This window comes from Agrobacterium tumefaciens (genome assembly GCF_009649785.1).
In the GTDB taxonomy this organism is placed as follows: domain Bacteria; phylum Pseudomonadota; class Alphaproteobacteria; order Rhizobiales; family Rhizobiaceae; genus Agrobacterium; species Agrobacterium tumefaciens.
Window position 1 is genome coordinate 1 of record NZ_WJOK01000001.1, and the last position, 24,782, is coordinate 24,782.

The 24,782-nt window shown below is 57.0% G+C and carries 21 protein-coding genes; 14 read left to right on the plus strand and 7 right to left on the minus strand.

Annotation, left to right across the window (positions count from 1 at the left end; translation table 11 throughout):
* Positions 1–212: hypothetical protein (locus GH784_RS27265; RefSeq protein WP_210251780.1), on the plus strand; the 212-nt coding region annotated here is incomplete at its 5' end.
* A gap of 216 nt (positions 213–428) precedes the next feature.
* On the opposite strand, the gene hutC is transcribed toward GH784_RS27265, so the two are convergent.
* A complete protein-coding gene (hutC, locus tag GH784_RS00010; RefSeq protein WP_205649994.1) occupies positions 429–1,154 on the minus strand; it encodes a histidine utilization repressor in 726 nt (241 codons plus the stop codon).
* Between the two features lie 48 nt (positions 1,155–1,202).
* Positions 1,203–2,549: a formimidoylglutamate deiminase gene (locus tag GH784_RS00015; RefSeq protein ID WP_127966085.1), complete on the minus strand. Its 1,347-nt coding sequence runs from the start codon at positions 2,547–2,549 to the stop codon at positions 1,203–1,205.
* 115 nt (positions 2,550–2,664) lie between these two features.
* On the opposite strand from GH784_RS00015, the gene hutI reads away from it, so the two are divergent.
* The 6 genes from hutI to GH784_RS00045 all read left to right on the plus strand — a co-directional run bounded on the left by hutI (position 2,665) and on the right by GH784_RS00045 (position 9,812).
* On the plus strand, positions 2,665–3,924 hold the full coding sequence (gene hutI / locus GH784_RS00020; protein WP_127966086.1) for an imidazolonepropionase: 1,260 nt from the start codon (positions 2,665–2,667) through the stop codon (positions 3,922–3,924).
* A complete protein-coding gene (hutH, locus tag GH784_RS00025; RefSeq protein WP_127966087.1) occupies positions 3,921–5,456 on the plus strand; it encodes a histidine ammonia-lyase in 1,536 nt (511 codons plus the stop codon). Before hutI ends, hutH begins: the two co-directional genes overlap by 4 nt.
* Position 5,457: 1 nt before the next feature.
* The gene (hutG, locus tag GH784_RS00030) at positions 5,458–6,276 is read left to right on the plus strand and encodes an N-formylglutamate deformylase (protein ID WP_153793126.1); all 819 of its coding nucleotides are present in this window, start codon (positions 5,458–5,460) and stop codon (positions 6,274–6,276) included.
* On the plus strand, positions 6,273–7,946 hold the full coding sequence (hutU, locus tag GH784_RS00035; RefSeq protein WP_025595291.1) for a urocanate hydratase: 1,674 nt from the start codon (positions 6,273–6,275) through the stop codon (positions 7,944–7,946). Before hutG ends, hutU begins: the two co-directional genes overlap by 4 nt.
* 245 nt (positions 7,947–8,191) lie before the next feature.
* Positions 8,192–9,199: an alpha/beta fold hydrolase gene (locus GH784_RS00040; protein ID WP_246670439.1), complete on the plus strand. Its 1,008-nt coding sequence runs from the start codon at positions 8,192–8,194 to the stop codon at positions 9,197–9,199.
* A 43-nt stretch (positions 9,200–9,242) separates the two neighbouring features.
* Positions 9,243–9,812, plus strand: a complete 570-nt coding sequence (locus GH784_RS00045) for a HutD/Ves family protein (protein WP_194842938.1) — start codon at positions 9,243–9,245, stop codon at positions 9,810–9,812.
* Positions 9,813–9,824: 12 nt separating this feature from the next.
* On the opposite strand, the gene GH784_RS00050 is transcribed toward GH784_RS00045, so the two are convergent.
* The 4 genes from GH784_RS00050 to GH784_RS00065 all read right to left on the minus strand — a co-directional run bounded on the left by GH784_RS00050 (position 9,825) and on the right by GH784_RS00065 (position 14,692).
* Entirely contained in the window at positions 9,825–11,303 is a 1,479-nt protein-coding gene (locus GH784_RS00050; RefSeq protein WP_127966090.1) for a M81 family metallopeptidase, read from the minus strand.
* Between the two features lie 70 nt (positions 11,304–11,373).
* Positions 11,374–12,462, minus strand: coding sequence for a D-TA family PLP-dependent enzyme (locus GH784_RS00055; RefSeq protein WP_127966091.1), 1,089 nt, complete (start codon positions 12,460–12,462; stop codon positions 11,374–11,376).
* 32 nt (positions 12,463–12,494) lie between these two features.
* On the minus strand, positions 12,495–12,890 hold the full coding sequence (locus GH784_RS00060) for a RidA family protein (RefSeq protein ID WP_003511636.1): 396 nt from the start codon (positions 12,888–12,890) through the stop codon (positions 12,495–12,497).
* A 416-nt stretch (positions 12,891–13,306) separates the two neighbouring features.
* On the minus strand, positions 13,307–14,692 hold the full coding sequence (locus GH784_RS00065) for an FAD/NAD(P)-binding protein (protein ID WP_153793127.1): 1,386 nt from the start codon (positions 14,690–14,692) through the stop codon (positions 13,307–13,309).
* A gap of 440 nt (positions 14,693–15,132) precedes the next feature.
* On the opposite strand from GH784_RS00065, the gene repA reads away from it, so the two are divergent.
* The 6 genes from repA (at position 15,133) to GH784_RS00095 (ending at position 21,006) form a co-directional block, all read left to right on the plus strand.
* Entirely contained in the window at positions 15,133–16,347 is a 1,215-nt protein-coding gene (gene repA, locus GH784_RS00070) for a plasmid partitioning protein RepA (RefSeq protein ID WP_029658853.1), read from the plus strand.
* Positions 16,344–17,354 carry a plasmid partitioning protein RepB gene (gene repB, locus GH784_RS00075; protein ID WP_013761957.1) on the plus strand — a complete coding sequence of 337 codons (1,011 nt, stop codon included), beginning with the start codon at positions 16,344–16,346 and terminating at the stop codon, positions 17,352–17,354. The genes repA and repB overlap by 4 nt, the downstream gene beginning before the upstream one ends.
* Positions 17,355–17,539: 185 nt before the next feature.
* Positions 17,540–18,817 carry a plasmid replication protein RepC gene (gene repC, locus GH784_RS00080; RefSeq protein WP_080670475.1) on the plus strand — a complete coding sequence of 426 codons (1,278 nt, stop codon included), beginning with the start codon at positions 17,540–17,542 and terminating at the stop codon, positions 18,815–18,817.
* A 399-nt stretch (positions 18,818–19,216) separates the two neighbouring features.
* On the plus strand, positions 19,217–19,429 hold the full coding sequence (locus GH784_RS00085; RefSeq protein WP_013761955.1) for a hypothetical protein: 213 nt from the start codon (positions 19,217–19,219) through the stop codon (positions 19,427–19,429).
* 66 nt (positions 19,430–19,495) lie between these two features.
* Positions 19,496–19,768, plus strand: a complete 273-nt coding sequence (locus GH784_RS00090) for a hypothetical protein (protein WP_003511627.1) — start codon at positions 19,496–19,498, stop codon at positions 19,766–19,768.
* A gap of 38 nt (positions 19,769–19,806) precedes the next feature.
* The gene (locus tag GH784_RS00095; protein WP_111803334.1) at positions 19,807–21,006 is read left to right on the plus strand and encodes a low temperature requirement protein A; all 1,200 of its coding nucleotides are present in this window, start codon (positions 19,807–19,809) and stop codon (positions 21,004–21,006) included.
* Here the strand turns inward: GH784_RS00095 and GH784_RS00100 are convergent.
* Entirely contained in the window at positions 21,003–22,472 is a 1,470-nt protein-coding gene (locus GH784_RS00100) for a glycosyl transferase family protein (protein ID WP_112178536.1), read from the minus strand. The two genes, GH784_RS00095 and GH784_RS00100, sit on opposite strands and share 4 nt — an antisense overlap.
* A 147-nt stretch (positions 22,473–22,619) precedes the next feature.
* On the opposite strand from GH784_RS00100, the gene GH784_RS00105 reads away from it, so the two are divergent.
* Positions 22,620–24,725, plus strand: coding sequence for a TonB-dependent receptor plug domain-containing protein (locus GH784_RS00105; RefSeq protein ID WP_065687985.1), 2,106 nt, complete (start codon positions 22,620–22,622; stop codon positions 24,723–24,725).
* Positions 24,726–24,782 lie beyond the last annotated feature (57 nt).

Sequence of the window (24,782 nt, forward strand, 5' to 3'; positions counted from 1 at the left end):
GCCTGAATTCCTTCAGACCCCGCAAGCTTCGCCGCCCACGTTTCTCTTTCTTCTCATATTCAATTGTCAAAAAACAGACCGCTCAATGCAGTCACAAAATCAAACCCCAAAAGCAAAAGCCCTTGGAAAACAACAAGCAGTCAGCTCATCAACATGATTTCTTTAGAACGAAAGACTTCGTCGCCAGCAGCGCCGCCGCCCTCGTTCAGTGAGCGGACTTATAAGAGATCACCCACAAACAAGTCAACACACCAAAATACAAATCCTAAAAAAAACATTCAAAATATTGATTTTAAATGAGAGTTTGAAATTAGTCATACAAACTAACAGATTTTAACGTTTCGGAGCTGCATGACGGGAGCTAGGACTTTTCCTACCACGACGAGGGCGCTCTCTTGGGCATTGCAGGCATTGCGCCCTTCCCAGTCTTATTCGGAAGACGGGCTGAAACGGGCGACCAGAGCGTGCGCATTGCCGGGATAGGTGAAGCGTACATAGGTGACGGCACCCGAATTGCTCCATGTGCGCCGCTCCACGACAAGGCAGGCCTGCCTGTCGGAGATACCCAACAGGCGTGCCACATCTTTCGAGGGCGTTTCGGCACTGATGCGGTGTTCGGCATTGCTCCAGGGAACATGGCCAAGCAGCCAGGGTCCGGGTGCAATCTCCGTGAAGTCGATTTCAGCGGCATCGGGAACGGTTGCCAGATTGACGAGACGCTGCTCGATACAGAATTCCCGCGTGCCCGCAAAATGAATGCAGACGATATCGAGCAGCGATGTACCAATGGCAATATCGAGACTTGTCCGATCCTCACGCTTCGCGACACGCTGTGTGCGCTTCAGGACCTTGAAGCCATATTCCAGGCCAAGGGATTCGACTTCCGCCCTGATATCGTGGATTTCGAGAACCGCGGACTGGATCTGCGGCTGGCGGACGAAACTGCCGGATTTCTTGCGGCGCTCGATCAAGCCGGCCTTCACAAGCTGGCCCATGACCTTGTTGACGGTCATGCGGGAGCAATCGTAGTGGGTGGCGAGATCAATCTCGAAAGGCAACCGGTGACCCGGCGGCCATTCGCCCGATACGATCCGGCCCTCGATATCACCGAGGATTCGCTGGTGCAGGGTTTGCCCGGCCGATGCTTTCGTCACGTCCGCAATGCCTTCCAACGGCTCGATGTCGTTCCTATCGAGCGCATATCAGCTATCGACAAGTTCGGCCATGACCTTGTTGAAGCGATCCGATATTTCGCGGCGATGGACGTGCCGGCCCGCTTGCACCAGTTTTTTACCGCGCACCCAGACGGTATCGACGTGGACGCTACTCGCGAACATCCACTGGTCGAGAATCTGGGATGCCGGAAGATGGGGAACGGCCGAGCAATCAAGCGCGACAAAATCAGCGCTTTTTCCCGCTTCTATCTGATTTTTTGAATCCAGCGCCCTGCCACCGCCTTGAAGCGCCTGCTGGAACAGTTTCTCGCCCGTGGAACGGCCGACATCGGCGATGACATTTCGCGCCCGAAGCGACAGGCGCTGCGAATATTCGAGCATCCGCAATTCTTCCGGCACGGAGATCAAAATGTTGGAATCCGAACCGACACCGTAATGGCCGCCTTCCGCGATGAAACCGGGAGCGGGGAAGATGCCGTCGCCAAGATTGGCCTCGGTGATGGGGCAAAGGCCGGCAACGGCACCGCTTTTTGCCATGCGGCGAGTTTCGGCTTGTGTCATATGCGTCGCATGGATAAGGCACCAGCGCTCATCGACCGGCGCATTCTGCAAAAGCCACTCCACCGGCCGCGCACCTGAAAAGGCGAGCGAGTCCTCGATTTCCTTGACCTGCTCCGCCACATGAATGTGGATCGGGCCGCCTTTCGCCAGCGGTTCGATCGCCGCCAGTTCTTCACCAGTTACGGCACGGAGACTGTGTGGCGCGATGCCGAGCGTTGCACCGGGAAGCCCATTCACCACGGCTTGGGCGCCCTGCATGAGCCTTTCGTAACTGTCGAGCGAATGGATGAAACGTTTCTGACCGTCTATTGGCGCCTGACCGCCGAAACCGGAATGCGCATAAAATACCGGCAGCAAAGTCAGGCCGATACCCGTTTGCGAGGCGGCGGCACCGATACGTTCGGCCATTTCGGCGATATTGCCGTAATGTGAACCATCCATATCGTTATGCAGGTAATGAAATTCACCGACCCGTCCAAAACCGGCTTCCAGCATTTCCATATAAAGCTGGGCAGCAACCGCCTCGACATGATCCGGTGTCATCGACAGCGCGAATTTGTACATGACCGTGCGCCAGCTCCAGAAGCTGTCATCGGCAGGTCCGCGAATTTCAGCAAGCCCTGCCATGGCCCGCTGAAAGGCATGGCTGTGGAGATTGGGCATGGCTGGCACGATAACGGCATGCCGTTCATCCTGCGGCTGCGGAGAAACACCGGGTTCGACGGATGAAACAGCACCGCCCCTGCAGTGGATGCGAACATCTTGCACCCACCCATCGGCCAGAAGTGCTGCGCCCGCGTGAATTACCGTCATGCCACCCTCTCCTCTTGATCTCTTCTGACAAGGCCACGTCGCATACGAAATTACGGCTTGCCAACATGATTATTATGTATATACATTTGACACATAAAAGAAAGGCGAAAAGCAAATGCCAGGGAACAAATATACAAAGGGAATGGCGACGGGTGACACTACCGCATTGTGGCGCAATGCCCGGCTGGCGACGTTTGATCCTACCATGGAAGGCATCGGCGCTATCGAAAATGCAGCCATTGCCATACGCAACGACCGCATCGTCTTTGCCGGCGCTGAAAGCGATCTGCCCGCCGACCTGGCAACGGCCGACGAGATAACCGATTGTGAGGGACGCTGGATCACCCCGGCCCTGATAGACTGCCACACACATCTGGTCTTCGGCGGCAACCGCGCCATGGAATTCGAAATGCGCCTCAATGGCGCGACCTATGAGGAGATCGCCAAAGCGGGCGGTGGTATCGTTTCTTCGGTACGCGACACGCGCGCCCTCTCGGAAGAGGCTTTGGTGGCACAGGCATTGCCCCGTCTGGATACGCTTCTGGCGGAGGGTGTCTCGACCCTCGAAATAAAATCCGGTTACGGTCTTGATATCGAAACCGAACTGAAAATGCTGCGCGTCGCCCGCAAACTTGAGACACTACGGCCCGTTAGAATCGTCACCAGCTACCTGGCCGCGCATGCGACACCGGCCGAATATAAGGGCCGTAACGCCGACTACATTATGGACGTGGTTCTGCCGGGGCTGGAAAAAGCCAATGCGGAAGGACTGGCGGATGCGGTTGACGGTTTTTGCGAAGGCATCGCCTTTTCCGTTGAGGAAATCACCCGGGTTTTCGAGGCGGCAAAACAGTACGGTCTTCCCGTCAAGCTGCATGCCGAACAGCTTTCCAACCTCGGCGGTACGGAGCTTGCCGCATCCTACGGTGCGCTTTCCGCCGATCATCTGGAATATCTTGATGAGGCCGGTGCAAAAGCACTGGCTAAAGCAGGAACGGTGGCCGTGCTTCTGCCCGGGGCCTTTTACGCGCTCCGGGAAAAACAGCTGCCCCCGGTTCAGGCCCTGCGCGATGCAGGCGCTGACATCGCGCTGGCTACCGATTGCAATCCTGGCACCTCACCACTGACTTCCCTGTTGCTGACCATGAATATGGGTGCCACGCTTTTTCGCATGACGGTGGAGGAATGCCTGACGGCGACCACACGCAATGCCGCAAAGGCGCTCGGCCTGCTTGCGGAAACCGGCACGCTGGAAGCAGGAAAATCCGCTGATTTCATCATCTGGGATATCGAACGCCCGGCTGAACTTGTCTACCGCATCGGCTTCAACCCGCTCCACGCCCGCATTTTCAAGGGACAGAAGGTTTCTACATGACTATCACGCTTCACCCCGGCAATGTGACCCTTGCTGAACTTGCCGCAATCTACTGGGATAACGGCACAGCGAAACTCGACCGTTCGTTCGATGCCGGCATAGAAAAAGCAGCGGCCCGCATCGCCGAGATCGCCGCCGGCAATGCGCCGGTCTATGGCATCAATACCGGTTTCGGCAAACTCGCCTCGATCAAGATCGACGCAGCCGATGTTGCGACGCTGCAGCGTAACCTCATCCTGTCGCATTGCTGCGGCGTCGGTGCGGCGCTTCCGGAAAATGTCGTGCGCCTGATCATGGCGCTGAAGCTGATTTCGCTTGGTCGCGGCGCCTCCGGCGTGCGGCTGGAACTGGTGCGGCTGATTGAGGACATGCTGGAAAAGGGTGTCATCCCTTCCATTCCGGAAAAGGGTTCGGTCGGAGCGTCGGGCGATCTCGCACCGCTTGCCCATATGGCCGCCGTGATGATGGGCGAAGGCGAGGCTTTCTATGAAGGTACGCTTCTGCCCGCCGGCGAAGCTCTCACTAGAGCCGGGCTGACCCCGGTCGTGCTCGCCGCCAAGGAAGGGTTGGCGCTGATCAACGGCACGCAAACCTCGACGGCGCTGGCGCTTGCCGGTCTTTTCCGCGCTCACCGCGCGGCACAGGCAGCGCTGATAACAGGTGCGCTTTCCACCGATGCCGCCATGGGTTCTTCGGCTCCGTTCCATCCCGATATTCACACATTGCGCGGCCACAAGGGCCAGATCGATGCGGGGGCTGCACTGCGCAACCTGCTGGAAGGATCCGAAATCCGTGTCAGCCATATCGAAGGCGACGAGCGCGTTCAGGATCCCTATTGCATCCGCTGCCAGCCGCAGGTGGACGGCGCCTGCCTCGATCTTCTGCGACAGGTAGCCCGCACGCTTGAAATCGAAGCCAATGCCGTGACGGACAATCCGCTGGTGCTTTCCGACAATTCCGTCGTATCCGGGGGCAACTTCCACGCTGAACCGGTGGCATTTGCCGCCGACCAGACGGCGCTTGCCATCTGCGAAATCGGCGCGATCGCGCAACGCCGCGTGGCGCTGCTTGTCGATCCGGCTCTATCCTATGGCCTTCCGGCATTTTTATCGAAAAAACCGGGGCTGAATTCCGGCCTGATGATTGCCGAAGTCACCTCCGCTGCGCTGATGAGCGAGAACAAGCAGATGGCTCATCCGGCTTCGGTCGATTCGACGCCAACCTCAGCCAATCAGGAAGACCATGTCTCCATGGCCTGCCACGGCGCGCGCCGCCTGCTACCGATGACGGAGAACCTTTTCGCCATCCTCGGCATCGAGGCGCTTTCGGCGGTTCAGGGCGTTGAGCTGCGTGGGCCATTGAAAACCAGCGCGGAGCTGCAAAAGGCAATCGCCGTGCTGCGTCAGGCGATCCCTTCACTGGAAGAGGACCGTTATATGGCGCCGGATCTGAAGGCGGCATCCGACCTTATTGCGACCGGCGCTCTTGTGTCCGTGATCTCCGACGGCATTCTTCCGAAGCTGGAGGCGTAAGATGCGCGTCTTCGATATTAAAAAAGGCACATCGCCCGTCATTCTCGGCCTGCCCCACACCGGCACCGATGTTCCGGCAGCGATTTGGCAACGCTTGAACGACAACGGCAAGATGCTTGCCGATACCGACTGGCATATTCAAGGTCTCTACGCGGATCTGCTCCCCGACGCGACGACGGTTCGCGCCACCTTTCATCGTTATGTGATCGATGCCAACCGCGATCCTGAAGGCGTTAGCCTCTATCCGGGACAAAACACCACAGGCCTTGTTCCGGAAACCGATTTCGACGGCAAATCGATCTGGAATGAGGGGCAGGAACCGAATCAGGACGACATAGTCTCTCGGCTGGAAACGTTTCATGCACCCTACCACGCGGCCCTTGCCGCGGAAATCGAGCGGGTTAAGGCCATTCACGGCATCGCCATTCTCTATGATTGCCATTCGATCCGCTCGCATATCCCGTTCCTGTTCGAAGGCAAGCTGCCGGATTTCAACATCGGTACGGATATGGGCAGGACCTGCGACCCAGCCATCGAGACAATGGCGGTCGAAGCGACCGCTACGGCAGAAGGTTACACCAGCATTCTCAACGGTCGCTTCAAGGGTGGCTGGACGACACGCCACTACGGAAAGCCCGAAACCGGCGTGCACGCCATCCAGATGGAACTGGCGCAATCCACCCATCTAACGACAGAGGCACCGCCGTTTGCCTATGACGACGCGAAGGCCACCAAGCTTCGTATCCACCTGAAAGACATTCTCACGCGCATCGAAACGACTGCGCTGACACTCGCACACACCAAAAGGGGAACCAAATGACCAATCCTCGTCACAATATCCGCGACGTCCGCGCTGCGCGTGGAACCGAGCTGACCGCGAAATCGTGGATGACAGAAGCGCCGCTGCGCATGCTGATGAATAATCTCGATCCTGAAGTGGCCGAGAACCCGCATGAACTTGTGGTTTATGGTGGCATCGGCCGTGCCGCCCGCACCTGGGCGGATTTCGACAAGATCGTCGCGACCCTGCGCGACCTTAACGAAGATGAAACGCTGATGGTCCAGTCCGGTAAACCGGTCGGCGTCTTCCGCACCCACAAGGATGCGCCACGCGTGCTGATTGCCAACTCCAACCTCGTGCCGCACTGGGCGACATGGGATCATTTCAATGAGCTGGATAAAAAGGGTCTTGCCATGTACGGCCAGATGACCGCCGGTTCGTGGATCTATATCGGCAGCCAGGGCATCGTGCAGGGCACCTACGAAACCTTCGTCGAGGCCGGTCGTCAGCACTATAATGGCGATCTCACAGGCAAATGGGTTCTGACCGGCGGCCTTGGCGGCATGGGCGGCGCCCAGCCACTTGCCGCCGTGATGGCCGGTGCCTGCTGCCTTGCCATTGAATGCAATCCCGATTCGATCGATTTCCGTCTGCGCACCCGCTACGTCGATGCCCGCGCCGAAACTCTTGATGAGGCGATGGAGATGATTGAGCGCTGGACAGCCGCCGGTGAGGCGAAGTCCGTCGGCCTGCTCGGCAACACGGCTGAAATCCTGCCGGAAATGGTCCGCCGCGGCATCCGTCCAGACATGGTAACCGACCAGACCTCAGCGCACGACCCGATCAACGGCTATCTGCCGAAGGGCTGGACGATGGCCAAGTGGAAGGAAAAGCGCGAGAGCGACCCGAAAGCCGTCGAAAAAGCTGCCCGTGCCTCGATGCGCGAACATGTCGAAGCGATGATTGCCTTCCAGGACATGGGCATACCGACTTTCGACTACGGCAACAACATCCGCCAGGTGGCAAAAGAAGAAGGGCTGGAAAACGCTTTCGCCTTCCCGGGCTTCGTTCCGGCCTATATCCGCCCGCTGTTTTGCCGCGGCGTCGGCCCGTTCCGCTGGGCGGCACTATCGGGTGATCCGGAAGACATCCGCAAGACCGACGCCAAGGTGAAGGAACTGCTGCCCGACAACAAGCACCTGCACAATTGGCTTGATATGGCCGCCGAGCGCATCGCCTTCCAGGGCCTGCCGGCGCGTATCTGCTGGGTTGGCCTTGGTGATCGCCATCGTCTCGGTCTTGCTTTCAACGAAATGGTCAAGAACGGCGAGCTCAGCGCTCCGATCGTCATCGGCCGCGACCACCTCGACAGCGGCTCCGTCGCCTCGCCGAACCGCGAGACCGAAGCCATGCAGGACGGTTCGGATGCCGTATCCGACTGGCCGCTGCTGAACGCGCTGCTCAATACCGCATCCGGCGCGACATGGGTTTCCCTCCACCACGGCGGCGGTGTCGGCATGGGCTTTTCCCAGCATTCCGGAATGGTCATCTGCTGCGACGGCACCGATGACGCGGCCCGCCGCATAGAGCGCGTGCTGTGGAACGACCCGGCAACCGGCGTTATGCGCCATGCCGATGCCGGTTACGAAATCGCCGTGGAATGCGCAAAAGAGCAGGGCCTGCGACTGCCCGGCATTCTCGGTAACTAAAGAAAAAACTCGGCGCAGTCTTCAGGCTGCGCCGTTTATCTGATCCGGGAAGAGAGCCGCGATCCACCCATCGTACAGTGCCGACAGCGGTGCCGCATCAGTTTCGACGCCGCTGTCGGCGGCCGGTGGAACTTCTGGTCTGTCTGCGGCTTTCTTACGTTGCTGTTTTTAACCGACCGACTGTATGCTCGTTTGAAAGCCGCGCTAACCGTTAGGCAGGCATGAAGGACATGGTAGATCAAAGAATGGCGTACAGGTTCCTTCCGCTTGCCTTTACCCTCCTGCTCGGGGCACTTCTTCCGGTTTCCGCTACGAATGCCGTGGCGTCCGAAAAGCAGCAAAATGTTCCCGTGCGGATCGATGTGGGCGGCTACAAGCTGAACAGCATCTTGGTCGAGCCGGGAAAAAGCGCCGAGCTTCCGCCGATCCTCTTCATTCACGGCGCAAGCGCCAGTCTCTATGATCCGATGTTTTCGTTTCTCGAAAAGCTCAGAGGCCGTGCAAAACTGCTATTTGTCGACAGGCCAGGGCACGGCAATTCGGATATCGGCGGCAAGGCAAATATTCTCCCGGATGGACAGGCGGACGCCATTGCCCAGCTTATGAAAAAGCGAGGCGTCCCGAGAGCGATTATCGTCGGACATTCCTTTGGCGGCGCCATCGCGGCATCGCTTGCGGTCCGTCATCCGGAGATGGTCGCGGGCCTCGTATTCCTTTCTCCCGCTGTCTATCCGTGGGAGGGCGGCATCGCCTGGTATTACACAGCGGCAAATGCGCCCTTTACCGGTCCGCTGTTCAGCACCTTCATTGCTCCGCCCGCCGGCCTCCTGGCATTGGATCAGGCAACGCGCGGTGTTTTTGCACCCAATTCCAGACCCACCGGTTATGTGGAAGCAACGCATTCCGTGGCGGCCCTGCGGCCCAGGGCCTTTCGGCACAATGCGCAGGAGGTCGCGGCTCTCAATGAATGGGCGCGTGGAGCTTCCTCGGAGTATCGGCGCATCACGGCACCAACCGTCATCATAACCGGTGATACGGACACGATCGTCTCGCCAGAGGTGCATTCCCGTCATCTGGCCAGAGATATTCGCGGCTCCACTTTGATCGTCGTGCATAATCTCGGGCATAAATCTGACTATGTCGCCAGTGACCTTGCCATTGCCGCGATCGAAAAGGTTGCCGGCCGGCCATCCGATTTAAAGGCGGTCCAAAAAACGATTGAGCGACGCATCGAGAATGATCGCGGATCATAAACTTCCGCCCCCGCCCCCTTAACGACCCGATTCTGGACATCACATGAGAATATTACGCGCTTCCGAATACAAAACCATGCCGTGGAAAAATGGCGGCGGCGTTACGGTGGAAATCGCCATCCATCCGCCGGGTGCTTCCGTGGATGCATTCGACTGGCGCGTCAGCATGGCGACCGTTGCTCAGGACGGGCCATTTTCCAGCTTCCCCGGCATAGACCGCACGCTTGCGATTATCGAGGGAAACGGCCTTGAACTTGCTATTTCGGGTCATGAGCCGGTGGCGCTGACGACGAAGAGTACCCCCCTGCCCTTTGCCGCCGATGTTCCCGTAGATGCGACCCTGATGGACGGCGCGATCGTCGACCTGAACGTCATGACCCGCCGCTCATCCTTCGCCCACAGCGTGCAAAGACTATCCGGCAGCCGCTCGATGCAGGCGGCAACGGGAACAAGGCTGATCCTCGCGCTCGATCCTCTGACGGTCGCCGTCAACAACGACACAGCCCGGCTGGAGAAGCTGGATAGCGTTTTCATCACGGAAAGCGTGCCCTTCACCATCGAGGCAGATCATGGTGAAGGCATATTCTTTCTGATCACGCTACAAGATATCTGAAGCGCCGCTGCCTCAGTCCAACCCCAGCGGATCGGCCACCCGTGGCCATAGCTGGAGGCTTGCCTTGCGATAGGCGGTTGTGGCCGGATCGGTCGGATAGGAAGTGGGCGCGGCGATATAAACGATCTCGGAAGCGACCGGCGCAAAACCCGCATGGAAGTGGTTGGTGGACTTCACCAGCAGCACGTCTTTCCTGGCAAAATCGATGCCGAGATTGGAAAAGATATCCGGCTCATAAGTTTGCGTGCGGCTGGTAATGAGAATGATATCGATTTCCGTTCCGACCGGTCGAACGACGGCGGCGCGGCCGAGCGTGACGCGGCTGTTTCGGAAACTCTGCCACCCTGCTTCTGCAGTGCGCATGACCCTGATCCGGAAATCGAGCGGCTCGCCACCTTCGGGACTGGATTTACCGCCAATACGCAGATCAATCTCCGCCCCCTCGCCTGCCGCGTGACAGAAAGACACAGCAATCGGATCCCAGATCGTTGCCACACCGATATTGTCCATGCCGCGCTCCACCATGCGCCGCAGAATATGGGTGGCATCACCCGCAACGCCGCCACCGGGATTATCCCATATATCCGACACCACGACCGGCATATCCGGATGCTCACTTCGAATGGCGAGAACCCTGTCGAGACCCGATTCCGTGTCGAGCATCGGCATGGCAGTCAACTTGCGCATGGCGTAAAGCTCATGACCGAGTTTTTCGGCCATTGCGTCACCTTTTGCCCTGTCATTATCTGTCACGACGACGATACGCGTGCCCATATCTGGGACATCGCCTGCCATGAAACCGTGAATGACGGAAATAGACAGCACGCCGTCCTTACCCTCCAAAGCCTTCAAACGGTCAACATAAGAACGCATCGGTTCGCGGCTGGTGGGGTAAATGGTGATCATGCGGCAATCAAAAGTGGAAATAACCGGCCTGATTTCTCCGCGCAGGGTGCGAAGTGCCAGTTCAACGACGTGCTCACCACGTTCCTCAAAATCCGTATGCGGGAATTCCAGAAACGTCGCCATTATATCGAGATTTTGGACCCTTAAAGGGGTCAAATGGCTGTGGGGATCGAATTCCGCCGCGATCAGTACGTCGGGACCAACAAGCGTGCGGACATGTGACAGGAAATCGCCTTCCGGATCATCATAACCCTGCGCGACCATGGCGCCATGGAGACCAAGAATTACCGCGTCGACCGGCAGGGCGGCGGCAAGCTCGGCAAGTATCGTATCGCGCAGCGTTTCATAGGTCTGGCGCTGTATCAGGCCCGCCGGTTCCGCCCAGCAGGAGGTACCCTCGATTACCGTAAACCCTTCCGCTTTGCCGCGCCGGCGCAGAATTGGTACCGGTGAGGAGCATAGTGTCGGCGTTTCCGGATGTTCGCCGGGCCCAGCGTAAAAAGCCGCGCGAAAGGCGTCCATGTCCGTCGGGACGGGTGAAAACGTGTTGGTTTCGGTGGCAAGCGATGCCGTGAATATGCGCATGACTGTCATTCTCGTTGCCGATGCCCGCTTTTCAGCAGCATTTTTTTGCAATTTAATTAGCCGGGTAATGTTACCAGACGGTGCCGCGTGCTGTGACGTCTTCCACCCGCGTCACGATACCGTTTCGATGGAAAACCATCCTGTCGAAAAGATTAGTAATGACGCAGGTGTGGTTCGGCACAACCTTGACCAGCTCACCGATTTCCGGCCGGCCCGATGTGCAGCCCGACAAATCGACCACCGCATGTTCTTCCGAAAGCGACATGATTTTCGCGCCTTCATACCCTTCAATCAGCCCGTAATCGCTGAACCCAAGGAGATCGGAGGTCAAAGCCTTGGAGCCACAATCGAGCACAGCGCGATCAGCTGTCGGTCGCGACACCACTGTGGCAAGAACATGCATTGCCAGGTCGCCAGCGGTGCAATGTCCGGCACGCAGCATCGAACGGTCATTATATACATATGTGCCCGCCCGATATTCGGTTGCGGAGGGAACGAGGTGAGCAGAGAAAAAATCCGGTGAGCCGCCGCTGGAGCGAACCGGGCAGTCGATGCCCTTTTCCGCAAGCAACGCCATGGTTTCCCGAATGAAGTTCTCCACCTTTTCAGCGCCACCGGGTGCCGGATAGGTCAAAACGCCCTTGAAATTGAGACCCGGTGCCGCGACGATCTTTCCTGCAAGCTGCAACACGGCGTCCGGGGTCTGCACACCGCAGCGTTTTCCGCCGGTATCGCATTCGACAAGAACGGAAAGCGGTCTTTCCGCATCGAATGTGCCGGCAAGGCCGGCAATCGTCACGGCGCTGTCGGCAACCACGCTCAGCTGCCCTATACGCGCATTCAATGCCCTCAGCCGCGAGAGTTTCGCCACGCCGAGGATATTGTAGGTAATGAGGATGTCGTCGAAACCGGCATCCGCGAAAACTTCCGCCTCGCTGACCTTCTGGCAATTGATGCCGATGGCGCCCGCCTGAAGCTGCTGCTTCGCAATGGCTGGTATCTTATGTGTCTTGATATGGGGGCGAAAAGCCATGCCATGTCCATCAAGATAGGACTGCGCCCGCGCAATATTTGCGGCAAGTCGGTCCTCGTCGATCACGGGCATCGGCGTCGAGATCGCATCGAGTGGGGTGCCTTCGTCAGGCCAGGGGTAGGTCATCGTCAAACGCTCTCAGAATCGGAAATTGGCAATCAAACCAGTGGCTTATAGGCGATAACATCCATTTCAACCTTCGCATCGACCATCAGGGGCGACTGCACGGTTGAACGTGCCGGTGGATGGTCGATGAAATATTTCTGGAAGACCGCGTTGAAGCTCGAAAAATCCCGAGCATCATCCAGCCAGACATTGACCTTGACGACATCGGCAAGTGTACAATCCGCAAGCGCCAGAACATCCATGATATTGGCCACAACCTGCTCGGTCTGAGCCACAATGCCGCCAGTTACTACTTCACCATCGACTGTTGGCACCTGTCCAGACACATAGACGAAATCACCGGCCCGCACGGCCTTGGCAAAAGGCCTGCGCTGTCCGCCAGCCTGAGCGTCAGCCGTCTCGAATCGTACCAGTTTCTGCTTTTCCATAGATGCCTCGCAAATAATTTTCATAGAAATCATATTTTTAAGGGTTAAATAGCTCGTTTTGCATCAATATTCCATAAGTGATGTAAATAATTTAGCAATTGTGTAAATCATCAACTCGCGGACGGATGGACGTCACGGTGAGCTATTCGTATCGCCGCACGTTGTCGAACCGAATAATGAGGCTCAAAACCCATTGTCTGTCGCGATCTATGGAAGCGGCTATTGGCTGAGCCACGGCTCTCACTAACCCTTAGCTCTATCGCGTAATGAGGAAGCCCGGTACATTCGGATGGCTGCCCGATGAGAGAAATAGAGAGGTTAGCCGCGGCAAACCTCAGTATCTGAAAATTTATAGGAGCAGTCTCAAGCGCAAACTCTTCAAGACCTGGCACTGTGCGAGTGTTCTTTCCTTCACATCAACCGTGTGCCGAAACCCGCCGGTCCGATACCACTCTGTCCGTGACAGCTTGCGCAATCTTTTGCGCCTGCGCGCGGATATCCGGCACGGCGGTTATCTCCCAAAAGCGGCCCGCCGTCAGCGCCCCGGCGGCAAACAGGCCAGGCCAGATCTGCCCGTCCGCGTTTGACAAGCGCGACTGGCCATCGACCTCGACCCCAAGACCAAAGGCGTCGAGCAAAAGTACGCCATCGTCCCGCATGGTTTCAAGAAGCCGTGAATGACCGATCCCCGCCCTCTCCATTCCGGTACAATTAACGACCCAATCGACCTGAAACTCTCTAAGCGTCTCCGTATGCCGACGGCGATAGAGTACGGCGATCCCCTCGTCCTGCTCGTCGAGAGAGCGGAGATAACCGGCGTGAATCTCTAGAACGCCGTCAGATAATAGCTTTTCAAAAGCCTTATGCACTTCGGGCGCGATTCGGTGCCGGTGAATGTTCCACCACGGCAAAGCATGGCGAAGAAACCGGCTTCGCTGCTCAGATGTCAGGCTCTGCCAAAGCAGCTGGGTCTTCGGCCGTAGACCATCCATGACACTACGCCACGGCGCACCATCGTTCACCTGCTTACGCAGAGCCTGCACTAACCGGCTGATCTCGGTCGAACCTTCTGGTAAGCGCGGATCAGCTGGCGACAGTGGCGGGCTGATATGTGGATGCGGCACAAGTCCGCGGCGGGACAATACGTGGATTGGGCCACGATGTCCCTTTCCTCGAAGCGTCAGGACCTGATCTATCATCGTCAGGCCAGAACCCAGAATACAGATGCGGTCCCCCGCCTTTACTTTCGACAGCCATCCGGACTGCCAGCAATGCCCGATAATGCGATGCGGCGCGTCGTCATCTTTCGCCAGAGTTTGCACCGGCAAACTTGCCGCGCCGACACCAACACATAAGACAACATTTTTAGCGCGCAGCTTCTCACCATTCTCCAGTGCAAAAGAGAAACCGCGATTGCCATCCGAGCGACAGGCTGAAGCCTTGGCACGGATGAAGTCCACCCTCGCCCGCTGATCCCGGCTTCTCAGCAGGCTGGCGAGCCTGTCCCTGAGATAGAGGCCGTAGTCGCCACGTGAGGCAAAAGCCAATGGATCATTGCCGAGCCCATTCTCCATCAGCCAATCGAGAAAGTCATCCGGCCTGTCGGGGAATACGCTCATCCGCCCTGCCGGCACATTGAGCCGGTGATAGGGCAACTCGGTACGATAGGCCGTACCGCGCCCGAAATCCGACTCGTCGCCGACAATGGCGATCGACGCGTCCCCGGGCAGGGATGATAAGAGATGAGCGGCGGTACAGATGGCCGAGAAACCCGAACCGACGATAGCGACATCATAGGACATTTATTCCTCCAACCTGCGACAGCACGAAAGGTCAGGCGGTGGGCGCCGGACCCGTTGATACTCTAGTCGATGAGTAGAGATTAAACACCTGCCAATGTCTACCCTTCACTTTCCGCCGGCGGGATCGCGCCTTGCACATTTGGTGCGCAGGATTGTCAAAGTTAGCCGCGGCGAACTTTCGCTCTGATCGCTCCTTGTCAGTTTTGAAGGAAGTCGAAAAACCGCGTCTCAGCCAGAACGAAGATGAAGTTAGCCGCGGCTAACCGAAAAACTGTCACAAAAAGCAAAACTGATTCTTCCACAATGCCTTAGCGGTACTTCTGCATCCGGGAAAAAAGCCTATTGCGCCAAAAAGAGAATCGGCGCTTATATCTCAGTTGCGGAAAAAACCGTCTTTTTCGAAAAAAACCGCAACTGCAATATCGAGCGAAAGTAGATCCATGACACAGAGTGCCGACTCAAGATTTGCTGCAGGGGCACCCGACCTCACGAGCCTTATACAACAGCATTCGGCTGCATTGTCAGCCCAATTGCAGGCGCATAATGCGAATACGTTTTCGCCGCATACCGAAAAGAGTATGCGCCATTTTTCGCCGGCGGAAACCGCCCGGCTGATTGGCATCGGTGAAGCCTATCTTCGTCAGATCGCCGCTGAGCGTCCGGAGCTCGATGCAGCGCAGGCATCCGGTCGTCGTTCCTATTCGGTAGAGGATATGGACGAGATCAGAAAGTTTCTCGATCAGGGCGCGCGCGGCACGCGTCGCTATCTGCCCCACCGTCGCGACGGCGAGGAATTGCAGGTCATCGCCGTCATGAATTTCAAAGGCGGTTCGGGTAAGACCACGACATCCGCGCATCTGGCGCAATATCTGGCACTGCGTGGTTACAGGGTCCTGGCTATCGATCTCGATCCGCAGGCCAGTCTCTCCGCTCTCTTCGGTCACCAGCCCGAAATGGATGTCGGCCCGAATGAAACGCTCTACGGCGCGATCCGCTACGATGACGAACGCCGGCCGATCGCCGAGATCGTTCGCGGCACCTATATTCCCAACCTTCATATCGTTCCGGGCAATCTGGAGCTTATGGAGTTCGAACATGATACCCCGCGCGCACTGATGCGTCGCGCACCGGGCGACACGCTGTTTTTCGCCCGCATCGGCCAGGCAATCGCCCAGGCCCAGAATTTCTACGACGTCGTCGTCATCGATTGCCCACCGCAACTCGGTTACCTGACGCTTTCGGCGCTGACGGCAGCAACATCGGTTCTCGTGACAGTTCATCCGCAAATGCTTGATGTCATGTCCATGAACCAGTTCCTTGCCATGACTGGCGATCTTCTCGCTGAAATCGGCAGGGCCGGCGCACGCTCCGATTATAACTGGATGCGTTACCTCATCACGCGTTTCGAACCGAGCGATGGGCCGCAGAACCAGATGGTGGCTTTCCTGCGCTCGATCTTCGGTGAAAACGTCCTCATTCACCCGATGCTGAAGAGCACGGCCGTTTCGGATGCCGGATTGACCAACCAGACGCTTTTCGAGGTGGAAAGAACCCAGTTCACGCGCTCCACCTATGACCGCGCACTGGAAGCCATGAACAACGTGAACGCTGAAATCGAGGGATTGATTAAAAAAGCGTGGGGTAGGGCAGCATGAGCAGAAAACAGATTTTCGCCAATCTTGGCACGCCAGGCACAGACAACGATACCACTCCCGAGCGGTCCCGTCCGCGTGTCAGACCCATCCTCGGTTCTCCCGAACTGGTGACGGATGTGTCGAACTCGCCAGTCGGCATGATCGGCCAGTCTCTGAACGAAGTGTCGGAACGCTCCAAGCGTGCTGAAGAGATCGAAAAACGGCTCGCAGAGGGCCTTACGATCGTTTCGCTCAATCCTGCTGATATCGATCCGTCCTTCATACCCGACCGCATGCCAGCCTCAGAAGAGGCGGATGCAGGCCTGGTGGAGGCTATTCGTGAGCAGGGCCAGCAGGTTCCCATTCTGGTGCGCCCTCATCCCGAATTTCCGGGACGTTATCAGGTCGCATTTGGCCATCGCCGTCTGCGCGCCGTTTCCAACCTGGGTATTCCGGTCAAGGCCGTGGTTCGCGATCTCAGCGACGAACAGCTGGTTGTCGCCCAGGGACAGGAAAACAACGAGCGCCGTGACCTAACCTATATCGAAAAGGCGCGCTTCGCCCAGAAACTGCAGATGCGGTTTCCGCGTGATACGATCATGGCGGCGATGTCCCTGCACAAGGGCGATCTTTCCAACATGCTATCGGTTGTCGGTCGCATTCCCGAGGATCTGATCGATCTTATTGGTCCAGCACCCACCGTCGGTCGCCGTAACTGGATGGATCTCGCAGATCAGCTCTCCTCGTCACAGGTCAAGGAAGCTGCGCGCGCTTATGTAAGGGAGCCATCCGTTGCCGCTCTTCCGTCCGAAGAACGCTTCAAGTCGCTTCTGGATTTTCTGAAACCCAAGGCACAGGCAAAGAAAGCCGGTGTTTGGTCTTCGGAAACTGGCAGCAGACTGGCAAAGGTGGTCGAAAGCGACCGCAAGCTGGATATATCCATCGACAAGAACGAGGCGCCGGAATTTGCCGATTTCGTTCTGGAACACCTTCAGGCGCTGTTTGCCGAATACCGGTCCAAGCAGTGATTGTTAATACCAACGACTAACAGGAGACGCATTACAAAAGAAAAAAGCCCCCGAACGTTGCCGCACGGAAGCCTTTCTTTGATCTAAGCAACCAAAGAATCTCATTTCCGCGAATCATAGTCAAGAGTCTTGGCATCGAATTTTTCGGTGAGCGATTTTCTTTTGCCTTGTGAAAGGTGAAAGACATGGACAGCACATGTGTAACGACGCCCTTTGGGCGGCGAGCGATGTCGTTTGGCGTCCTCGCAACTCAGTTTGCCGCACAGAAAAACAAAAAGACCGAGGCGGTCGATAAATGGAAACTCTACCGTTCGGTCTGTGAAGCCAGACCATTGCTCGGCGTGACCGATCGTTCTCTCGCGGTCTTGAACGCCCTTCTGAGTTTTTATCCGAAAAATGAACTCTCCAGCGAAGCCGGATTGGTCGTCTTTCCGTCGAATACGCAATTGTCATTGCGAGCACATGGAATGGCAGAACAGACATTGCGCCGCCATCTCTCGGCTCTCGTCGAGGCCGGTCTCATCATCCGCAAGGATAGTCCGAACGGAAAACGCTACGCCCGTAAGCACAGGGGCGGGGAAATCAGCGAAGCCTATGGTTTTTCGCTGGCACCGCTTCTCGCCCGCAAATCGGAAATCGAGGAACTCGCCGAACGCATCGTTCGCGAGCGGCTCGACCTTCAGCGGCTTCGTGAAAACATCAGCCTGTGCCGCCGCGATATCCAGAAGCTTTGCGAAATGATAGCCGCCAGCGGTGAAGTCGTAACGTCAGAAGGATTCCAGGCGCGCTACAATGCCATTGCCCGGTCTCTCGGCCGTAATTCAAAGCCTGTCGAACTCAAGGAAATCGCCGGATTTTTGGTCTCCCTGCGTGCAGAAGTGACCAACTATCTGGAAAATATTGAAAATTCGGAGAAATCGGGCGGCAATGACTGCCAAAATGAGCGCCTCATAAAGAATTCAGAATCCGAATCTATATCTAAACCGCAAAATTTGCGTGAACCGGTAATCGTCGCACCTGCCGACACGACAGTCGTACAGCCAGAATACGCCGTACCCGTCAATGCAAAACCGTCATCGCAACAGCCAAAGCCTGTTCTTCATAAGCAATTTTTTGTTCCTGATATTGTTTTGGTTGTGAAGGCTTGCCCGGACATTTCCCTCTATGCACCCGGAGGAGCAGTGACTGGATGGCGTGATCTGGAAGTGGCGACATCAGTCATCAAAACCATGTTCAACGTTAGCCAGTCGGCCTACCAGGACGCCCTCACCACTTTCGGTCGACAGGGAACAGCGGCGATTCTTGCCTGCCTGCTGCAAAAGGCGGACCAGATCAGCTCGCTGGGCGGATATCTGCGCAATCTCACCCGTAAGGCCCATGAGGGCGGGTTTGATCTTCAGGCCATGCTTCTGGCGCAACTGCGGGGTCGAACTGACGGGATAGAGAGAAGCATGGCCGTATGAGTTCTTGAGGACGAACAGAAAATGGCGTCGGCTTGCCGAACTCCCAGTCTGCAGCTACATTGACGCTGTTTCTGCAAGACTCCGAAGATTCGCTGTGAGGCTGCCAGTGTTTACAAACAGACTGCGCTGGCAGGAGTCCCTATGGTTAATGCAAAGTAATGAAAGTTAAGCCTTGATTGACTTTCGTTTGAGTTATTCCATGATTGGTTTCAATCGCTTGAGTCCGGGTATCTTTTAGCGGTAGTGCGATGATACGGGCAGGAAAAGCGTGATTTTTATGCGTTTCTTGCGTGACTAGACCGGGGTAATGCCGAGATTTCGATATGGCACTATGTTGGAACTGAACCTTCCTTAAGATCGTGCGTTTCCCTACCTATGTGGGAAGGGGGCGGTGAGCCTATGGTTTTTCCAGACGATATGGAGCTGGCTGTCGCTGTTTACATGGCGGACATTGCCTTGCCTCGACATACCGCCATCGAAAAGCTCTTGAAGGCGGGACTTGAAGATGCCGGTTATTTAACCGGAGGTGAGGGGCGGCCGCCGGAAATTATCGACGGGCAACCAAGTTCAGACTATGTGCAATATCGCACCTATCTGGACGAGGACAGCTGAAAGACGGCTGGAACCAAACCGGGCGAGGGCTGTTTATGGCGCAGTCAATTGTGACAGGATGTGCCGATGTTCTCCAAGTCCCTCTTTATCGCGACAATTGTCATCTCCGCGACGAGCCACCCGATATTTGCTCAGCCTCTAGAGGTCAGCATATTGGAACCGACCAAGACCCGTAGCGCCGAATTCTCGCCTGGGGCGACCGCATCGAATTATATTACCGATGTCTCCGGCAAGACAGTGCGTCTGGTAGGACCGCGTTTTTATCCCGACAATGCGCGGGCGCTGCAGTTTCCCGGCCGGGACTCGAATGTTAATTCTTCGGCTGAAGCGCAACGCTAACGCGATCGCAATATTTCATATTGACGAACAGGGGCAGAATGGGAACCGAAAGCGAAACGTCCGGGCAGAAACCGGATGCGCAAACCTGGATCAAACAGGACGGGCACGAAGCAGAAAAGGCGACCTTTCCTGAACTGTTCTTCGATCTGGTTTTCGTTTTCGCGCTCATTCAGCTTTCCCATGCGCTAGCAAAGGACTTCGGACCGACAGCGGCGCTTGAGGCGGGCATACTGATATTGTCACTTTGGTGGTTGTGGATACACACTACCTGGATCACCAACCTGCTGAATACCGAAAAGGAGCCTGTCCGGATTCTGCTTTTCGTCCTGATGTTCGGCGGGGTTCTTTTGGCCATCGCGCTGCCGGAGGCTTTTGCGGAACAGGGTTTCGTGTTTGCCCTTATCTACAGTGCCATGCAGGTGGGACGGAGCCTGTTTGCACTTTATGCCTTCAAGGGAGAGGACAGGCAGTCTTTTCTGGTTTTTGTGCGCGTGACGATCTGGCTAGTCGTATCGAGCCTGTTCTGGCTGGCTGGTGGGCTTGTCGATCTGACGGATCGAATCATCCTGTGGGGTATAGCGCTCGCGATAGAATATGCCGGACCCGCTTGTCGTTATGTCGTCCCGGGATTGAAAGCAAGCGATGCGGATAAGCTGCATCTTTCCGGCGAGCACCTTGCGGAGCGCTGTGCGCTTTTCGTCATCATCTGTCTCGGGGAAACGATCCTAACCACCGGCCGCACGGCCACGGAATATATGAATTCCGGCCTCACATTCATCGTCTTTTGTTCGGCCTTCGTCAGCACCGTCACAATGTGGTGGATCTATTTCCATCACGGGCAGGAAGAGGCCTCCAGAAAGGCCGAACATGCCGACGAGAAAGCGAAGATCGCCCAAAATCTTTTCAACTATGGCCATCTGCCTATCGTGGCCGGCATCATCCTTACGGCAGTTGGAGAGGATTTCAGCCTGTCCCATGCCCATGAAGGGACGACGATGAGGGAGTCACTCGCCATTCTTGGCGGCCCGATCCTGTTTCTAGCCGGTAATATCGGCGTCAAGATTGCTGCCACCTATCAGCGGCCGATCTCGCATTTTGCCGGAGTAGCGGCGCTCTGCCTGCTTCTGCCGGTGCCGGGCGTGCCGCTTTTTGCGCTGCAACTGGCAAGCACGGGGATTTTGCTGCTGGTGGCGCTGTGGGAATATCTGGCGCTGAAAAAATCAGTCGCCAACGCCTAGGCAGTGGCGAAATTGCGTGCCCTGTCGTTCCATAGCCTCAGGCTGCGGGCATAGGCCTCATCGAAAGGCAGCACCATATCATTGACCAGCATCAGGGCGATGGCAGCGGTGGAGACGATGATGGTTTCCGCTCTCTCGTCTCTGGCCGCCCCCGTCCAGACGGCGCGCCAATATTCGAAGGTGGTGAACATGGTCGGCATTTCGGCCGGTGGGGTTTCGCGGGCCGGAATGACGAACTCGACATCTTCGCCCCTGGAAAGACCGAAGATCCGGGTGCTGCGGAAGGGAGTAAATTGCGCGAAATCCCGCGTATTGCCGAGAATGGCAAGGCTCTCGACGGAAAGCAGCCGCGCCGTATCGCGATGAAGCTCCTGATAGGAGGGGCGGGCGACGCCGATAATGGTGCTTCTGGCGCGAAGCGGATTGAGAAGATGCACGACCGTATTGAGCGGCAGGCGCATTTCCAGAATGCCGTGCAGGCCAAGCAGGCTCTGAAACTGTAACGATAGTCCACCGATCGGCAGATAGGCGATCCCTTGCGAGGCAGTGGCCTTGGCCGCCTGCGAAAGTGAATGGCAGAGCGGTATGCCGCAGGCTTCAGCGGCGAGTTCGAGCTTACCGCCATTTTCTCCCTGGCCCACATGGCCGTGTAACAAGACGCTATATCCCGCCATGGAAACGAGACGCGCGGAATGCAGGAACCAGGGTGCATCGCGATGTTTGGGCGACATATAGGCCGGCCAGTCGAGATCGACCGATGCGGGCGCTTGCTGGTCTCTTTTTATATGGCCCCACATGGCTTCGATAAAACCGGCAAGCTCTGCCGCGGTCACACCGCGATATTGCATGGTCGCAAGCAGCGCTCCTATCTGTATGGGATCTGCATCGCCTTCGAGAATGATCGAAAGCGCGTCCATCGCCTCTTGCTGGCTGAGCGGGCGGCTGTTGCCGATGCCCATCGCCGAGGTCGCTATATATTTGGCGAGCCTGTGCTGCGGATCGGCATTGTGGCCGATGCGGGCAAGGCGGTCCGCTATATTTTCCGGTGTCGGCTGACCTTCCAGAAGAACGCTGGGGCGCAGCGAAAGAGGCGGCGCCTTCATCAGCACCGGCCGTTCCCAGCCGCTAACATTGGCGGCGGCGGGAGCTGCCGCTTTTTCCTGTGAATAATCGATCAGGTTTTCCGCCTCCGCCGCCAGCGAACGAATGCGCAGCCGCATGGTCTCGGCAAAGGGGGTGGGTCGCAAACCCTGGCCGGTGCGTAAGAACAGCTGGTCGCTGTATTTCTCGCGTAGCTGCTGTAATATCCGGCTCATCGATGATGTCGGCAGTCCCATGCCTGCCGCTGCGCGGCTGACGCTTCCTTCCCGCAACAACGCATCGAACGCGACAAGTAGTTTCAGCTGACCAAGCCTGTCGGGCTTTGTCGGGGAAGCTGGTTCTTCTTTTCTCTTGCCGGTTGTCATCTTGCTGTTTTTTTACCCCGCCCCCGATTAGAGGGGGCCTTTTTGCAATTTCTGGAATTTAGAACTGTTCGAAAACAAACGCGTTGCGCCAGACCTCCCTCCTAAATAAGTGGGGGTAAATTCTCAAGTTAAATGCGGGGGCGTAACATGGAATTGAAGTACGGCGGGCAGGATATGGCCGCGACGATAATAAAGGCTGGCATTTCCGTCGCTATGGCGGGAACGGCGCTCAGCGTTGCCTTGCCTGCTGTCGCGCAGCAGGCGACCGACGGAACCACCGTTCTTCAGCAGATAGTGGTGACCGCGTCCGGCTTCGAGCAGAATGTAAAGGATGCTCCGGCCAGCATCACGGTTGTGACGCGAGAAGATCTGGAAAAGGGGTCTTACCGCGATCTGACAGACGCCTTGCGCGAAGTTCAGGGCGTGTCTGTCACCGGCATTGCCAATGAGAAGGATATTTTCATTCGCGGATTGCCCGGCGCTTACACGTTGATCCTGGTTGACGGTAAGAGGCAGAGCACGCGCGATGCCCGTACCAATGGTAATTCCGGCTTCGAACAGAGTTTCGTACCGCCGGTTTCGGCGATCGAACGCATCGAGGTCGTGCGCGGCCCGATGTCCTCTCTTTACGGTTCCGATGCCATGGGCGGCGTCATCAACATCATCACCCGCAAGGTTGGCGATGTCTGGTCTGGTTCCGTCACCAGCGAGGGTACGGTTCAGCAACATTCAAAATTCGGCAATAGCGGTCAGGTGTCCTGGTATGCCAATGGGCCGATCCTGAAGGACCGGCTGGGGCTGCAGATCTGGGGCAGGGGCTTCACGCGCGGCGAAGACCGCATATTGAATGGTACGACGGGCGCGAAGGAATATGATTTCAATGGACGTTTGACCTTCACGCCGAATGAGGATCACGACATCTATCTCGAGGCTGGCAAAGCACGGCTGCGCCGCGATGCCGAGTCCGGCGAGACGCTGGCAGCCAATGCAGACGGCACCTACAACACCAATACGCGCGACCATTGGTCATTGTCGCATACCGGCCGGTGGGGACCGACCACGTCTGAATTCTCCTTCCAGCAGGAATGGGCCGAGCGCACCAACTTCACCAGAAACTTTCGCACGGGACGCGTCACTGAAAATCCGCGCTCGCCGGAGGTTCGCAATAGCGTTCTCGACGGCAAGTTCACCACGCCGTTCGAACTGTTCGGCAACCATACGCTCGTCACCGGCGGTCAATATTTCGAGGCACAGCTGAAGGACCAGAATCCGGGACGCCGTACCGGTCGCGACGAAACTTTCTCGGCGACGCAATGGGCGCTCTTCGTCGAGGATGAATGGCGCATCGTCGATAGCTTTGCGCTGACGGGCGGCCTTCGTCTGGATAACCATGAAAAATATGGCAATCATTTCAGCCCGCGCCTTTACGGCGTCTGGAGCGCAACCGACGATCTTACGATCAAGGGCGGCATTTCAACAGGTTTCCGCGCACCGGAGATCCGCCAGATCGCACCGGGTTACGCCTATACGACTGGCGGCGGTGGGTGCACCTATGCCTCGAACGGTACCTGCGGCGTGATCATCGGCGATCCGGGTCTGGAGGCGGAAAAAAGCACGAGTTATGAATTGGCAGCACTCTGGGACAATGGTGATGTTGCCCTCGGTGCCACCTATTTCTACACAGATTTCAAGGACAAGATTTCCAACGCGCTGGTGCTCAATCCGGATGGAACGCCTGCCCGCTGGAGCGAAGATAGCAATTATCGCCTCTGGTACAATTATAATATCGACGATGCGGTCATTCAGGGCATAGAACTGACGGCAGCATGGTATGCGACGCCGGAACTGACATTGCGCGGCAACTATACCTATATGCATTCCGAACAGAAGACGGGCGATTACGAGGGTTTTCCGCTGGCGCGGACACCCGAGCACATGGCCAATCTGAGAGGCGAATGGGTCACCCCGGTGGACGGGCTGGAAGCCTGGGCCTCGGTGAATTATCACGGATCGGAAATCAATGCGGGTCCGCGCATCGGTACGAACGGCAAACCGGTTACGATCAACGGCAAGGCCGGGCGTAAATATGACGCTTACACCACCCTCGACATCGGGGCGAAATATGCGGTGGCCGAAAATGTCGATCTCAACGCGGCGGTTTACAATGTATTCGACAAGGAAGTCGGCGCTGACGATTTCAACACGGTCATGGAAGGCCGCCGCTTCTGGATCAGCATGACCGCCAAATTCTGATCCGCGATATTTGTGAATTCAGAGGCGCCCGATGGGCGCCTCTTTTTGCCATCCATC

Excerpts from the sequence above, each read along its gene's own strand:
- GH784_RS00015 (WP_127966085.1), bottom strand. The coding sequence starts at position 2,549 with ATGACGGTAATTCACGCGGGCGCAGCACTTCTGGCCGATGGGTGGGTG.
- hutI (WP_127966086.1), top strand. The coding sequence starts at position 2,665 with ATGCCAGGGAACAAATATACAAAGGGAATGGCGACGGGTGACACTACC.
- hutH (WP_127966087.1), top strand. The coding sequence starts at position 3,921 with ATGACTATCACGCTTCACCCCGGCAATGTGACCCTTGCTGAACTTGCC.
- hutG (WP_153793126.1), top strand. The coding sequence starts at position 5,458 with ATGCGCGTCTTCGATATTAAAAAAGGCACATCGCCCGTCATTCTCGGC.
- hutU (WP_025595291.1), top strand. The coding sequence starts at position 6,273 with ATGACCAATCCTCGTCACAATATCCGCGACGTCCGCGCTGCGCGTGGA.
- GH784_RS00040 (WP_246670439.1), top strand. The coding sequence starts at position 8,192 with ATGGCGTACAGGTTCCTTCCGCTTGCCTTTACCCTCCTGCTCGGGGCA.
- GH784_RS00045 (WP_194842938.1), top strand. The coding sequence starts at position 9,243 with ATGAGAATATTACGCGCTTCCGAATACAAAACCATGCCGTGGAAAAAT.
- GH784_RS00050 (WP_127966090.1), bottom strand. The coding sequence starts at position 11,303 with ATGCGCATATTCACGGCATCGCTTGCCACCGAAACCAACACGTTTTCA.
- GH784_RS00055 (WP_127966091.1), bottom strand. The coding sequence starts at position 12,462 with ATGACCTACCCCTGGCCTGACGAAGGCACCCCACTCGATGCGATCTCG.
- GH784_RS00060 (WP_003511636.1), bottom strand. The coding sequence starts at position 12,890 with ATGGAAAAGCAGAAACTGGTACGATTCGAGACGGCTGACGCTCAGGCT.
- GH784_RS00065 (WP_153793127.1), bottom strand. The coding sequence starts at position 14,692 with ATGTCCTATGATGTCGCTATCGTCGGTTCGGGTTTCTCGGCCATCTGT.
- repA (WP_029658853.1), top strand. The coding sequence starts at position 15,133 with ATGACACAGAGTGCCGACTCAAGATTTGCTGCAGGGGCACCCGACCTC.
- repB (WP_013761957.1), top strand. The coding sequence starts at position 16,344 with ATGAGCAGAAAACAGATTTTCGCCAATCTTGGCACGCCAGGCACAGAC.
- repC (WP_080670475.1), top strand. The coding sequence starts at position 17,540 with ATGGACAGCACATGTGTAACGACGCCCTTTGGGCGGCGAGCGATGTCG.
- GH784_RS00085 (WP_013761955.1), top strand. The coding sequence starts at position 19,217 with ATGGTTTTTCCAGACGATATGGAGCTGGCTGTCGCTGTTTACATGGCG.
- GH784_RS00090 (WP_003511627.1), top strand. The coding sequence starts at position 19,496 with ATGTTCTCCAAGTCCCTCTTTATCGCGACAATTGTCATCTCCGCGACG.
- GH784_RS00095 (WP_111803334.1), top strand. The coding sequence starts at position 19,807 with ATGGGAACCGAAAGCGAAACGTCCGGGCAGAAACCGGATGCGCAAACC.
- GH784_RS00100 (WP_112178536.1), bottom strand. The coding sequence starts at position 22,472 with ATGACAACCGGCAAGAGAAAAGAAGAACCAGCTTCCCCGACAAAGCCC.
- GH784_RS00105 (WP_065687985.1), top strand. The coding sequence starts at position 22,620 with ATGGAATTGAAGTACGGCGGGCAGGATATGGCCGCGACGATAATAAAG.